The sequence below is a fragment of the Nocardiopsis sp. LDBS1602 genome (assembly GCF_035818715.1).
GTDB classification, from domain to species: domain Bacteria; phylum Actinomycetota; class Actinomycetes; order Streptosporangiales; family Streptosporangiaceae; genus Nocardiopsis; species Nocardiopsis alba.
Map to the genome: position 1 here is coordinate 480714 of NZ_JAYLVW010000001.1, position 12983 is coordinate 493696.

At 70.1% G+C, this 12983-nt stretch carries 14 protein-coding genes; 7 read left to right on the forward strand and 7 right to left on the reverse strand.

Annotation, left to right across the window (positions count from 1 at the left end; translation table 11 throughout):
- The first annotated feature begins 12 nt into the window (after positions 1-12).
- The gene (locus tag U9J66_RS02270; protein ID WP_326336866.1) at positions 13-777 is read left to right on the forward strand and encodes a class I SAM-dependent methyltransferase; all 765 of its coding nucleotides are present in this window, start codon (positions 13-15) and stop codon (positions 775-777) included.
- A gap of 40 nt (positions 778-817) precedes the next feature.
- Here the strand turns inward: U9J66_RS02270 and U9J66_RS02275 are convergent, their stop codons facing one another.
- Positions 818-1432 (reverse strand): hypothetical protein, encoded by a 615-nt coding sequence (locus U9J66_RS02275; protein WP_326336868.1) that lies wholly within the window; start codon positions 1430-1432, stop codon positions 818-820.
- Between the two features lie 251 nt (positions 1433-1683).
- Here U9J66_RS02275 and U9J66_RS02280 point away from each other — a divergent pair, with 251 nt between their 5' ends.
- Positions 1684-2361 carry a helix-turn-helix domain-containing protein gene (locus U9J66_RS02280; RefSeq protein ID WP_326336869.1) on the forward strand — a complete coding sequence of 226 codons (678 nt, stop codon included), beginning with the start codon at positions 1684-1686 and terminating at the stop codon, positions 2359-2361.
- Positions 2362-2398: 37 nt separating this feature from the next.
- Here the strand turns inward: U9J66_RS02280 and U9J66_RS02285 are convergent, their stop codons facing one another.
- The 5 genes from U9J66_RS02285 to U9J66_RS02305 form a co-directional block, all read right to left on the reverse strand.
- On the reverse strand, positions 2399-3571 hold the full coding sequence (locus tag U9J66_RS02285) for an SGNH/GDSL hydrolase family protein (RefSeq protein ID WP_326336871.1): 1173 nt from the start codon (positions 3569-3571) through the stop codon (positions 2399-2401).
- Positions 3568-4170, reverse strand: coding sequence for a TetR/AcrR family transcriptional regulator (locus U9J66_RS02290; RefSeq protein WP_326336873.1), 603 nt, complete (start codon positions 4168-4170; stop codon positions 3568-3570). Before U9J66_RS02290 ends, U9J66_RS02285 begins: the two co-directional genes overlap by 4 nt.
- A 423-nt stretch (positions 4171-4593) precedes the next feature.
- Entirely contained in the window at positions 4594-5241 is a 648-nt protein-coding gene (locus tag U9J66_RS02295) for a nucleotidyltransferase domain-containing protein (protein ID WP_326336875.1), read from the reverse strand.
- On the reverse strand, positions 5241-6191 hold the full coding sequence (locus tag U9J66_RS02300) for a phosphotransferase (RefSeq protein ID WP_326336877.1): 951 nt from the start codon (positions 6189-6191) through the stop codon (positions 5241-5243). The genes U9J66_RS02295 and U9J66_RS02300 overlap by 1 nt, the downstream gene beginning before the upstream one ends.
- Positions 6188-7048, reverse strand: a complete 861-nt coding sequence (locus U9J66_RS02305; RefSeq protein WP_017534895.1) for a TetR/AcrR family transcriptional regulator — start codon at positions 7046-7048, stop codon at positions 6188-6190. The genes U9J66_RS02300 and U9J66_RS02305 overlap by 4 nt, the downstream gene beginning before the upstream one ends.
- Before the next feature lie 62 nt (positions 7049-7110).
- On the opposite strand from U9J66_RS02305, the gene U9J66_RS02310 reads away from it, so the two are divergent.
- The 3 genes from U9J66_RS02310 to fabG all read left to right on the forward strand — a co-directional run bounded on the left by U9J66_RS02310 (position 7111) and on the right by fabG (position 10950).
- Positions 7111-9411, forward strand: coding sequence for an ATP-binding cassette domain-containing protein (locus U9J66_RS02310; protein WP_442789841.1), 2301 nt, complete (start codon positions 7111-7113; stop codon positions 9409-9411).
- A gap of 53 nt (positions 9412-9464) precedes the next feature.
- Positions 9465-10007, forward strand: a complete 543-nt coding sequence (locus tag U9J66_RS02315) for an NUDIX hydrolase (RefSeq protein WP_326336881.1) — start codon at positions 9465-9467, stop codon at positions 10005-10007.
- 181 nt (positions 10008-10188) lie between these two features.
- The gene (gene fabG, locus U9J66_RS02320) at positions 10189-10950 is read left to right on the forward strand and encodes a 3-oxoacyl-ACP reductase FabG (protein ID WP_326336882.1); all 762 of its coding nucleotides are present in this window, start codon (positions 10189-10191) and stop codon (positions 10948-10950) included.
- A 16-nt stretch (positions 10951-10966) separates the two neighbouring features.
- Here the strand turns inward: fabG and U9J66_RS02325 are convergent, their stop codons facing one another.
- The gene (locus U9J66_RS02325) at positions 10967-11611 is read right to left on the reverse strand and encodes a class I SAM-dependent methyltransferase (protein ID WP_161112020.1); all 645 of its coding nucleotides are present in this window, start codon (positions 11609-11611) and stop codon (positions 10967-10969) included.
- A 138-nt stretch (positions 11612-11749) separates the two neighbouring features.
- Here U9J66_RS02325 and U9J66_RS02330 point away from each other — a divergent pair, with 138 nt between their 5' ends.
- Together U9J66_RS02330 and U9J66_RS02335 are read left to right on the forward strand one after the other, a co-directional pair.
- Positions 11750-12529, forward strand: coding sequence for an alpha/beta hydrolase (locus tag U9J66_RS02330; RefSeq protein ID WP_326336883.1), 780 nt, complete (start codon positions 11750-11752; stop codon positions 12527-12529).
- Positions 12519-12980: a hemerythrin domain-containing protein gene (locus U9J66_RS02335; protein ID WP_326336884.1), complete on the forward strand. Its 462-nt coding sequence runs from the start codon at positions 12519-12521 to the stop codon at positions 12978-12980. The genes U9J66_RS02330 and U9J66_RS02335 overlap by 11 nt, the downstream gene beginning before the upstream one ends.
- Positions 12981-12983: the final 3 nt, after the last annotated feature.

Consider the following 12983-nt stretch of genomic DNA (forward strand, 5'->3'; position numbering starts at 1 on the left):
GACAATGCCCCCATGGTCGATCGACACTTCTCCCTGCCCTCCATGGCCGAGCTCTACGACCACTTCCACTTCTGGGGATGCTCCCCTGACGACGACTTCTACCTCGAGGCGGTGATGGAGGCCCGATCGGTACTGGATGTGGGGTGCGGTACCGGTCTGCTGCTGCGTAAGGCCCGCGAGCACGGCCACACCGGACGGCTGGTCGGGCTGGACCCGGCCGACGCCATGCTGGCGGTGGGCCGCCGGGACCGTGACGACGTCGAATGGTCCCTCGGGGATCTGATCGAGGGGCCTTACGACGGTGAGGCGCCCCGGCCGGAGGAGGGCGGGTTCGACCTGGTGGTGATGACCGGTCATGCCTTCCAGGTGTTCCTCACCGACGAGGAGACACGGCGGAACCTGTCCCGGGTGCGGCGGCTGCTCGCCCCCGAGGGCCGGTTGATCTTCGAGACCCGTAACCCGGCGGCGCGTGGATGGGAGGCGTGGAACCCGGAGCGGGTCCGGACGGTGCGGGGACCCGAAGGGCGTTCCGCCACCTCGGTCCACCGGTTGGAGCGGGTGGAGGGGGATCTGGTCACCTTCACCTCCACTTACACGCTGGAGGGGTGGGGGGAGATCGGGTCGAGCCGCAGCACGCTGCGCTTTCCCGATGCCGGAACGGTCCGGAGCCTTCTGGGGGAAGCGGGTTTGAGGACGACCGCGCTGTACGGGTACTGGGATCGGAGTCCGCTGACCGATACGAGCGAGGAGATCATCGTCTTCGCCCGCCCCGCCTGAGGTCACCGTCCTCGGAGCGTTTCCGAGGACGGTGCTCCGTTCAGTACAGGAGGTTGTAGGTGACGGCCTCGATCAGCGCGATACCGAGGAGCAGGACGACGATGGCCGGGTAGAGACGCAGGTTGTCCCCGATCCCGGCCCGGTATCCGGCCAGGGCCGAGGGGAGCCCCCGCCGCCGGTGTTCGAAGGTGGACCGCCACAGGATCACGGACCCCAGCGCCGCCAGGACGTAGGCCTGGATCTCGATCACGAACACGGGCGCGACGGCGAGGACCGCGATGCCCTCGTCGATCGTGGCGGGGGCGGTCCACATGCCGATCTCCACGACGCGCCATACCGTCGCGGCCACACCGAAGAAGGGGATGACCAGTGAGGGCAGGGTCGTCGTCAGCAGGGCGGCGAACAGCAGGTTGGCCAGGAACGTCAGCAACGTCGTCGTCATGATGTCGCCGGAGGCGTAGGCGTCGGTGACGATGGACAGGACCGGCGCGTTCAGGAAGGCCTCTCGCCGTTCCTGTCCCACTTCGCGCATTCCGGGAACGTGAGGGGTCACGATCATCATCGCGATGAGGACGCCGTAGACGACGACGTTGAGCAGGAGGTAGGTCCTCCGGTTCTCGCGCAGCACGCTTCGGAGGCCGTCGTAGGTTCTCATGGGCGTGTCTCCTGGTGTCGCGGGCGGCGTGAGAGCGGTGTCCGGCGGGTTCGAAGAGGTCGGTGGGTCGGTGGCTCCGGCAGGGGTGGAGGTCCCGGAGGTGAGGTACCGGACGAGGTCGGGTGGAAGAGGATGTTCCTTTGCACGCGACAAGCTCAGACCATGACGTCGCGTCAGGGTCAAGTTCGGGACGTATCGGTTCCGAACGCCGCGGTTCCGGCGCCTCGTCTTCGAGGGGAGAATGGATCGCGATGCGCATCGGAGAACTCGCGGATCTGGCCGGTGTGACCGTCCGGACCGTCCGCTACTACCACCAGAAGGACGTCCTTCCCGAGCCCGCGCGTCGCGCCAACGGCTATCGGGAGTACACGGTGGACGACCTCGTGGCCCTCGTGCGGATCCGGTGGCTCACGCGGTCGGGTCTGTCCTTGGCGCAGGCCGGCGCGATCGTGGCCGACTCCGTGGAGGCCTCGACGGACGCCGTCCTCGACGAGGTCGACGAGGCCCTGCGTCTGCGGATCGTCGCGCTCGCCGATCAGCGCCGGCGTCTGGCCGAAGCCAGGTCAGGGCGCCATCTCGGGCTTTCGAGATTGGCCGCCGCCCTGTCCACGAAACCGGCCGATATCCCGATCTCCACGCTCTACGCCCATCTGCACACCGATCAGGGGCAGGCCGATCGCCTGGCCGAGGCGTTGCGGCGGCCCGAGGTGCGGTCGGCGCTCATCGCGGCCCAGGCCCGTTTCGACGCCGTCGACGAGAGCACCCCCGAAGAAGAGCTCGACCGGCTCGAAGAGGAGATGCGGGGCCTGGCCGCCGAGCTCGTGAGCGACGTGCCGACCGTGGTCGAGCGGCACTCTCATCTCCTCCTCGAACTGGCCGAACGGGATCTGAACGCGGGGCAGCGGGCGCTCCTTCGACGGCTCGCCTGAGGTCGTCTTCGCCCGCCCCGCCTGAGGCGGGGCCCGGCTACCGGCCCCGGAGGGCGAAGGGTCCTTCGGGGCCGAAGGCCCGCTCGGCGAAGCGCTCGCCGATCCGTCGGTGGGCCGCGGTGTCGGGGTGCAGTCCGTCGGGCAGGGGGAGTTCGACGGAGTCCTCCTCCCCGTACAGCGCGCGTCCGTCCAGGTAGGACAGGTGGGGGTCCGACTCCGCCCGTTCGCCCACGATGCGTTCCAGTTCACGCCGGATGGTGGTGAGCGTGAGCCGGGTGGGGTCGGAGGGATCTCCCGTGGCCTTGAAACCGACCCGCCCTTGGGCGAGCGCCTCGGGGTCCATGGCGCCCGGGCCCGGGGTGTGCTCGTGGATGGGACAGTACAGCGCCGAGATCACCAACAGCGGGGTCTCGGGGTGCCCTTCGCGCAGGGTGTCGAGGAAGCCGTGCACCGCCGGGCCCAGGGCGCGCAGGCGCATCAGGTCGGCGTTGGCCAGGTTGATCCCGAGCTTGACGCTGAGCAGGTCGGCGGGGGTCTCGCGCATGGCGCGGGCCGTGAACGGGTCCAGGAGGGCGCCGCCGCCCAGGCCCAGGTTGATCAGGTCGACCCCGCCCAGGTCCGCGGCGATGACCGGCCAGATGGTGGTGGGGCTCGCGGCGTCGGATCCGTGGCTGATGGAGCTGCCGTGGTGCAGCCATACCGGGCGGCCCGAGGGCGGTGCCGGGGCGATGGGGGCGTCGGCGCGCAGTTCGACGAGTTCGGTGGTCTCGTTGTGGGGCAGCCAGATCTCGACGTCCTTGTCGCGGTCGGCGAGCCCTTCGAAGCGCAGGGTTCCGGCCTCGCCGCGTCCGGGCGTGAAGGTGCCGGCGGCGACGTCGATCTCCAGGACGTCACCGCCGGACACGGTGCCCCGGCCTACGAGCTCGCCGTCGACGCGAAGGTCGTAGACGCCGTCCGGGCGGGGTGGGACCCCCACGTAGAGGCGTTTGGCGGGGATGGTGTCCAGTTCGATGACGGTGGCGCGGGTGCGCAGGGCCAGTCGCACCCCGGAGGGTTGGGACTCGACCATGGCCATCTGCGGGTCGGTGTTCTGGGCCCGGGCCCGGGCGGGCAGTCGGTGGGGGAGCAGGCCCCGGTCGGTGCGTTCCAGCTCGTGGGCGCCTCGGATCAGTTCCGGTACCAGGGGCGTGGTGGTCAGGGGTGCGTTCATGGTGTGGGGCCTTGGTCGGTGGGAGGGACGGAGGGCGCGGGCCAGTGGCGCAGGAGGGCGTCCAGCGCGTCCAGGGTGCGGGTCCAGGTCTGTTCGGTGTCCGGGGCGCTGTGGTCGAAGCCGCCGCCGCTCTCCAGGCTCACGTAGCCGTGGAAGACGCTGCCGAGCAGGCGTACCGCGTGGGTGCGGTCCGGTTCGTCCAGGTCGTAGCCGCGCAGAACGGCCCGGGTCATGCGGGCGTGCCGGGGGCCGGCGCTGTTCGCGGCGGTCTCGGGGTCCAGGCGGTACCGGGCGGCGGTGTAGCGGCCGGGGTGTTCGCGCGCGTAGTCGCGGTAGACGTTCGCCAGCGCGGTCAGGGCGTCCTTGCCCGAGCGGCCCGCCACCGCGTCGGAGGCCCGGTCGGCGAGTTCCTCCAGGGCCAGGAGCGCGATGCGGACCTTGAGGTCCTCGGAGTTCCTCACGTGCGAGTACAGGCTGGCGGCCTTGACGTCGAAGCGTCGGGCCAGTTCGGAGACGGTGACCTGTTCGAAGCCCACCTCGTCCGCCAGTTCCGCTCCGGCCTCGGTCAGACGTCGGGCGTTCAGTGTCGGTCGTTCCATGCCCCTCCCTCGTTCGCCTAAGGGGATCATATATTCACCTAAAGCCTTTAGGTGGATCGCTGATTCCCATAGGTGGAGGTGGTGCTCGCCACCGTGAAGCCCTCCGGCCGACCGCAGGGGCGTGGCGCGGGCGAGGTCGGGCCCCAGAGCCGGGGATGTCGCCCAGGAACCGGTCCGTGATCTCGCGTGGACGCCCCGTGGACCGTACGCGAGGTGTTCGACCACACCTCCACCGCGCCTTCGGGCAGGCGGGTGCGGGACCCTTCCACGTCTCAGGGCATAGGGTGGCCTCCTCCCGACGAGAGGGGACACCCGTGTTCTTCTTCTACAACAGCCGTTGGGGCTGTCTGACGTCGCTGCTGATCTCGGTCGCCCTGAGCCTGCTCCTGATGTACCTGCTCGGCTGGATCTGAGCGATCCTCCTCAACACCCCTCCATGCGGAGCCGGTCGATCCAGGGGTGCTCGTCATGGACCAGGGACAGGGCCTCGGCGAGCCATCGACGTTGTTCGGAGCCCAGGAGGGGCAGGACCTCGGAGAAGTCCCGTTCGTCCTTGGCCCGCGTCCCTCGGGCCTTGTACAGCAGCGGTATCTCGGGCACCTGGTAGGGGATCCCGTCCGGGGAGCGCCCTCCCAGCCGGGCCACGGGAAGCCGGATCCGTCCGTCCCTTCGATAGACCCAATCGTCCCCTTCGGCGGTGTCGAGCATGAACTGAAGACGCCAGGGGGCGGACGGACCGGGGCGGCACCAGATGTCGTGGACCCGCGGTGGCAGGGTCTCGCCGATCAGCCAGGGACGCAGGGTCCCGGGCGGATCGGCGGCCCACCACTCCCAGTCGGCGAGCACCTCCTGGACCACGTGCCGATCACGCCGGAGCAGCAGGACGTCGATGTCCTCGTGCGGACGGAATCGGCGTCCGACGGCGAACTCGATGGCGTGACCGCCGGAGATCCACCACGGGGAGGCGACGCCCTCGAACAGGTCCGCCACCTCCCGAGGGGACAGCGGATCCCAGGGGCCCCACGGGTCCCCGATCGTCCTCGCGGACGCCGCCCCTTCGCCCTCCGACATCAGCCTTCCAGGCCCGCGGCGAAGGGGGTCCGCCGCCACTGCTCGACCATCGGCAGCAGGTAGCCGGCCAGGTCGGGAAGGTGCGGCGTGAGCGAGAGGAAGGCGATGGTCCGCAGCGCGCCCACGGCGTCGACGAACCGCATCACCTCCTCGTCCAGCGGCCTCATGTCGTTGCTCCGGGCGCCGCGGTCGTAGGCCTCCCGGAACTCCGGGCCCAGGCTCGCCATGTCCCACTCCACCGGCCCCGAGGTGACCATCTCGAAGTCGGCGTAGAGGGCGCCGTCCACCGTCGGCATGATGTTCGCCGCGGGGCAGTCGCCGTGGACCGTCTGGACGTCGATCCCGGGGAAGCGCTTCTCGAACGCCTCACGCGAGCTCACCAGGGGTTCCAGGATCCGCCATTCGCGGCGGGCCCGGTCCAGGTCCTCCCGGCCGATCAGGTCGGGGCGCTCGCCGAGGCGTTCGAGGCCCTCGGTGACGAACCACGGTTCGGCCGAGGACAGGAAGGGGATCGATCCCGGGTAGGAGCGCAGCACGGCGTGCAGGTCGGGCACGGTGGCGGCGTTGGCCACGTAGTCGGTCTCCGCCGTCCGGTCCTCCTCCACGAACGCCCAGAACGTCATCGAGAACCCGTCCCGACGCACGGGCTCGCGCGGCACCAGGGGACTGGGGACGGTCACGGGCACGCCCTGATCGGCGAGCCACCGAGACACGTCCAGCTCCTCCTGTTGGCGTCGTGCCAGGGAGTCGAGGTCGGTGGAGCCGGGCAGGACGACGGGGATCCGGGCCACGACCGGTGACGGGGCGAGGTGGACGACGACGGAGAACAGTTCGTAGAGCACCTTCGCGTCGGCCACGTCGAGCCCGAGATCGCGTCCGGCGCCCACGGCGGCGTCGAAGGCGGCCGTGGTGCGTCGGGAGATCTGTTCGGGGGTCATGTCATCGGTCATGGGGCGATGTTTCCATGATCGTCTTCGGCCGGGCGATCGATTTTCCCCGTGGCGTCGATCCGTCGCTGTACGCCGTCCAGCAGCGAGTCGAGTCCGAAACGGAGCACCTCCCAGGCCTCCTGCTCCAGGTAGGGCTCGTCGGGGTCGTCGTTGTCGAAGGCCCCGGCCTCGGTGAGCAGGGTCAGAACGGGGAAACGCTCCTGGAAGTCCTCGACGATCTCCTCCAGCTGCCCGGAGCGGGCGTACCACCACTCGTCCTCGGGCACGCCGGTCACGACCGGGGCCTGGCGGGCCTCGGCGGCGGTGCGGACCATGCCCCGGACCAGGTTGAGGAGGCTGCCGTAGGCGTTGCTGACGGCCCGGGGTTCGAGCCCCGCGCCGTGGAAGAGCGTGGCCAGCGACTCGAAGAGCCGGTACTCGTTGGGGCCCAGCACCGGTCGGGCCTGGGAGATCTCCAGGGTCCAGGGGTGTTCGAGGTAGAAGTACCACAGGCGCGCGGTCCAGGTATGGACCTGTTCGCGCCAGCCCAGGCCCTTCACCGTGTTCTCGGCCGCGTCCTGTTCGAGACGGTCGGCCAGAGGCGCGAAGGCCGCGTCGTACATCAGGTCGATGAGTTCGTTCTTGCTGGCCACGTAGGTGTACAGGGACATCGCCGTGCGTCCCAGGCGTTCGCCCACCGCCCGCATCGACAGGGCCTGGAGCCCTTGGGCGTCGGCGATCTCGATGGCGGTGCGCACCACCAGATCCACGCTCAGTTCCGGCCTGGGGCCGGGGGCGGTGCGTTCGCCCTCCTCCTGCTCGCGCCAGAGCAGGGTCATGGACCGGCGGGGGTCTCCCTGGCCCGCGTAGATCACCACTTGCGTCTCCTTACGGAATAAACTAACCTTCGCCAGCTGTTAGTTTATCGCATAAGGCATCGATGGACCTCGAGCATCAGGGGAGAAGCTTGACCTCCGAACCCGTCCTCCAAGCCGATATCCACGACACCATCCAGGTGCGCGGGGCCCGGGAGAACAACCTCGACGACGTGTCCGTGGACATCCCCAAGAGACGGCTGACCGTCTTCACCGGCCTCTCCGGCTCGGGGAAGTCCTCGCTCGTCTTCGGCACCATCGCCGCCGAATCCCAGCGGCTCATCAACGAGACCTACAGCGCCTTCGTCCAGGGGTTCATGCCGAGCCTGGGCCGCCCCGACGTGGACGCCCTGCGCAACCTCAGCGCGGCCATCATCGTCGACCAGGAGCGCATGGGCGCCAACTCGCGCTCGACCGTGGGGACCGCCACCGACGCCCACGCCATGCTGCGCATCGTCTTCAGCCGTGTCGGCAGCCCGCGCCTGGAGCCCTCCAGCGTGTTCAGCTTCAACAGCTCCGAGGGTATGTGCCCCGAATGCGAGGGGCTGGGGCGCACCAACCGGATCGACCGGGAGGAGCTCTTCGACCGCTCCCTCTCCCTGAACGAGGGCGCCATCACCGTCCCCGGATACACCGTGGACAGCTGGTACTGGCAGGTCTTCGTCAACTCCGGGCTGTTGGACCCCGACAAGCGGCTGGCCGACTACACCGACGAGGAGTGGCACACCTTCCTCCACCTGCCCGTCACCAAGGTCAAGGTCGGCAAGAACTCCTTCTCCTACGAAGGCCTGATCCCCAAGCTCAAGCGGACCTACCTGACCAAGGAACGCGAGAAGATGCAGCCCGCGATCCGCGCCTTCGTGGACCGCGCGGTGCGCTTCTCGGTCTGCCCCGAATGCGAGGGCACCCGCCTCAACGAGGCCGCCCGAGGGGTGAAGGTCGCCGGACGCACCATCACCGAATGCGCCTCCATGCAGATCGACGACCTGGCGGCGTTCGTGCGCACCATCGACGACCCGGGCGTCAAACCGCTGGTGGACAACCTCGGCGACACCCTGGACTCCCTGGTGGAGGTGGGTCTGGGCTACCTGAGCCTGGACCGGGAATCGGGCACCCTGTCGGGCGGCGAGGCCCAGCGCGTCAAGATGGTCCGTCACCTGGGATCCAGCCTCAGCGACATCACCTACGTCTTCGACGAGCCCACCGTGGGTCTGCACCCGCACGACATCGAGCGGATGAACCGGCTCCTGCTCGGCCTGCGCGACAAGGGCAACACCGTGCTGGTGGTCGAGCACAAGCCCGAGACGATCGCCATCGCCGACCACGTCGTGGACCTGGGTCCGGGGGCGGGCCCCTCGGGCGGCACCGTCACCTACACCGGTGACGTGGCCGGGCTGCGCGCCTCGGGCACCCTCACCGGCCGCCATCTGGATCACCGCGCCCACCTGAAGGAGAGCGTGCGCGCCCCTGCCGGACACATGTCCATCCGAGGGGCGAACGGCCACAACCTCAAGGACGTCTCCGTGGACATCCCGCTGGGGGTGCTCACCGTGGTCACCGGTGTGGCCGGATCGGGCAAGAGCTCGCTCGTCCACGGCTCCCTGCCCGGCCGCGAGGGGGTGGTGGTCGTCGACCAGTCGGCGATCCGCGGCTCCCGACGCTCCAACCCGGCCACCTACACCGGGCTGCTCGACCCCATCCGGACCGCCTTCGCCCGCGCCAACGAGGTCAAGCCGTCCCTGTTCAGCGCCAACTCCGAGGGCGCCTGCCCCGAGTGCAAGGGCGCCGGCGTCGTCTACACCGACCTGGCGATGATGGCCGGTGTGGCCTCCACCTGTGAGAAGTGCGAGGGGCGCCGGTTCAAGGCCGAGGTGCTCCGGCACAGGCTGCGCGGTAAGGACATCAGCGAGGTGCTGTCGATGTCGGTCGAGGCGGCGCGGGAGTTCTTCACCGGCGGCAACGCCCGCACCATCCTGGACCGGCTGCACGACGTGGGTCTGGGCTACCTCGGTCTGGGCCAGCCCCTGACCACGCTCTCCGGCGGTGAGCGCCAACGGCTGAAGCTGGCGATCTCCATGGCCGAGCGGGGCGCGGTGTACGTGCTGGACGAGCCCACCACCGGTCTGCACCTGGCCGACGTGGACCGGCTGTTGGCCCTCCTGGATCGCCTGGTGGAGGACGGCAACACCGTGGTGGTGATCGAACACCACCAGGCGGTCATGGCCCACGCCGACCACATCATCGACCTGGGGCCCGGGGCCGGGCACGACGGCGGTCGGATCGTGTTCGAGGGGAGCCCGACCGAACTGGTGAACGGGGCGGACACCCTGACCGCCCGACACCTGCGCTCCTACCTGGAGCGTTGATCCGGACGGGGCGGGGGCTCGGCGAGGTGCCCCCGCCCCGTCATACTGCCCGCATGACGAACCCGACGGACCCCTCCCTCGCACCGTTCTCACGGATCAAGATCCGGGTCGGCGCGCTCGTGTTCTGCGAAGAGCGGGTGGCCCTCATCCGCCGCGACCGCCCCGACTCGGTCCACTACACGCCGCCCGGCGGGAACGTGGAGCCCGGCGAGGACCTGGAGGTCGCGCTCCGGCGCGAGTTGGAGGAGGAGTTGGCGCTGGACCCGGCCGAGGTCGGATCCCCGGAGCTTTTGTGGGTCGTGGACCAGCGGGTCACCCGTCCCGGCCGGACCCCCTCGCCCCGCAAGCTGCACCTGCTCTATCGGCTGCACATCGCCCCCGCCGTCCAGGAGGGGCTGGCGAAGGAGGAGTACGACCTTCAGGCCGACGGGTCCTACGAGGTCGGTGTCGTCGAGTGGGTGCACCACCGGGACACCGCGGAGCTGCCGCTCTTCCCGCCGATCGGACCGGCCCTGGCGGCGCTGCCCGATCCCCGCGCGGTGGTGGCCGACGCCTCCTTGGGCGCGGTCACCGACGAGGACCACACCTGGGTGTGATCGGCACCGGTGGGGTCCGCGCGCCGTTCGTTCTCATCGCGCGGACCCCACCGCCGGAACCCGCCCCTCCATGAGCTCCGTACCGCTGTCGGAGGATTCGGTGTGCCCTCCTCTTCTCCCGGATGCCCGAGCGTGCTTGGGTGGTCACGATGGGTCGGGATCGAACGCGTGAGGCGGTGCCATGTCGGAGGAACGACGGTCGGTGTTGGTGACCGGAGGGACCAGGGGGATCGGCGCCGGGATCGCCCGGGCGTTCGCACGGACCGGAGACCGGGTGGTGATCACCGGACGGGACGAGGAACGGACGCGGGAGGCCGCCGGGAACCTTCCCGGGGTGGAGTGGGCGGTGGGCGACGTCTCCCGGGCCGCCGACTGTGCCCGCATCGTCGAGGAGGTCGTCGAGCGCACGGGCGGCCTGGACGTGCTCTGCACCAACGCGGGCGTCTTCCCCTCGTCCCCGCTGGCGACGATGACCGAGGCCGAACTGGACGAGGTGATCGGCACCAATCTGAAGGGGACGATGCTGATGGTGCGCGCGGCGATGGAGGCCCTGGCCGCCTCCGACCGGGGAAGGGTGGTGATCACCTCCTCCATCACCGGACCCCTGACCGGCTACGCGGGCTGGTCCCACTACGGGGCCACCAAGGCCGCCCAGCTGGGGTTCATGCGCAGCGCGGCCCTGGAGCTGGCGCCGCGCGGTGTCACCGTCAACGCGGTGATGCCGGGCAACGTGTGCACCGAGGGGCTGGCGGAACTGGGGGAGGAGTACCTGGAGCGCATGCGTTCGGTGGTGCCTCTGGGGCGATTGGGCGAGGTGGAGGACATCGCCCAGGCCTGCCTGTTCCTGGCCGGTCCGGGGGCCTCCTTCATCACCGGTCAGGCGCTGGTCGTGGACGGCGGCCAGGTGCTGCCCGAAGAGCCCGAGGCCCTGGTCGGTCCGTAGCGACGGTGCCGGCGGCTCAGGCGGGACGGTCGTAGACCAGCGTGTACCGCCAGAAGAGGCCTCGTCGGATCCGGGCCCCGGGCAGCTCTCGACGGACCGCTGCACGGATCTCGGCGAGGCTCTCGCGCGGCGCCGCCGTGGGGGCCCTCATGTGCGGGGGCGGTTCGGTCACGGCCCGGGGCTGTACCACCATCCCCACCAGGGGGTTCAGGAGCGCCGAGACCAGCGCGAGGAGCAGGTCGACCGGGCCCTCCTCCCGGTGGCAGCCCACGATCACCAGACGTCCCTTCGGTGCCAACGCCTCCCTCAGGGCGCGCAGGGTCGGCTCCAACGGCAGGTGGTGCAGGACGGCGACCAGGGTGATCGCGTCCCAGCCGGAGCCGATCCCTTCGTCGAACCCTCTCTGGAGGATGGTGACGCCGGGGGTGTGCGCGAAGCGCTCCCGGGCCCGGCGGGCGGTGTCGGGGTCGGGTTCCAGACCGGTCACCTCCGGCGCCCCGCGCCTCAGCCGGTCGACGAGGTGACCGGTCCCGCACCCCACGTCCAGGACACGGCGGGCCCCGATGGCGCCCGCCTTGTGGGCCGCCCAAGGGCCGTAGAGGTCGTTGTGGCTCCAGGGGTGGCGCCGGTTGAACCGGTCCAGTCGGTCGAGGAGGGACATGCCGGCCACGGTAGCGGAGGCCGCCCACCCGCCTCGGTGGCACGAGGCGACCGCCTCTCGGGCTCCGGCTATAGTTTCGGTCAGCGTCGCGTGCCGGTGACGAACGGATCGTCAGGCATGGAGGCGTCGTATCGAAAGGTGGCTTCGGCCATTTCCACCCCGATTTCACAGAAGATCGAGCTCTACCCCGCCGAGGACCGGTTCCTCGGCCCCCGCCCCGCCGTCCTCGTTCTGCCCGGCGGAGGTTTCCGGGAACTCCCACCCCATGAGGGCGAAGGCTACGCCCGCTGGCTGTCCGGCCTCGGAATCCACGCCTTCGTCCTGTCCTACCGGCTGTTGCCGCACCGGTTCCCGGCCCCGCTCGAAGACGCCCGGGCCGCGTTGGACCACGTTCGCGACGGTGACCACGGCCTCGACATCGGCCGGGTCGGCGTACTCGGATCGAGCGCGGGCGGCCAACTCGCCGGTCTGCTCATGACCGGCCGGGTCCTGTCCATCGAGGAGGGCGTCACCGCTCCGCCCCGACCGGACTTCGCGATCCTGCCCTACGCGTTGGCCGACCTGGACCTGTTGCCGCCGCCGGTGGTCGAGAACCTGCTCGGCGATCTGCTGCCGATCAAGGACGAGCTGTCCCCGGCCAGGCACGTGGACTCCTCGGTGTGTCCGACCTTCGTGTGGGCCACCGCCCAGGACCCTCCGGGCCTGCCCAACACCCTGGAGTGGACCCGCGCTCTGGCGGCCGCCGGGGTCCGGGTCGAGTCGCACGTCTACCCGGACGGCGGTCACGGTATCGGGCTGGCCGACGGTGTGGAGTACGGCGGCGCGTCGCACGAGTTCATCGCGAACGTGCCGCACACCGCGTCCTGGACGAGCGCCTGCGCGGCCTGGCTGCGACGGGAGGGCGTCCTTGTCGACTGAGCGCGCCACCGCCTGGGGCGAGGAACTGCGTCGGGTCCACGGCAAACTGCGCCATGCGCTGGTGTTGGCCAGGGCGGGGTTGGACGGCGGCGATCCCGCCGATGTGGCCACCGACCTGTTGCTGTTCTGCCACGGATTCTGCGCGGCCCTGTCCGGCCACCATCGCGCCGAGGACGGTTCGCTGTTCCCGGAGCTGCTCCGGGCACGGCCCGATCTGGCGCCGGTGGTCGCGAAGCTTTCGCAGGACCACAACATGATCGAGCACCTCATCGGTGAACTGCGCACGGCCGTGGCCGATTCGGCCGATCCGGAGGTGGCGCACCGCCATCTGGACGGGATCGAGGCGGTCATGGAGACGCACTTCAGGTACGAGGAGAAGCAGATCGGGGCGGTGTTGGACGGCATGGACGCCGACTTCGACCGCGCCGAGGTCTTCGGTCCGATCAACTGAGTC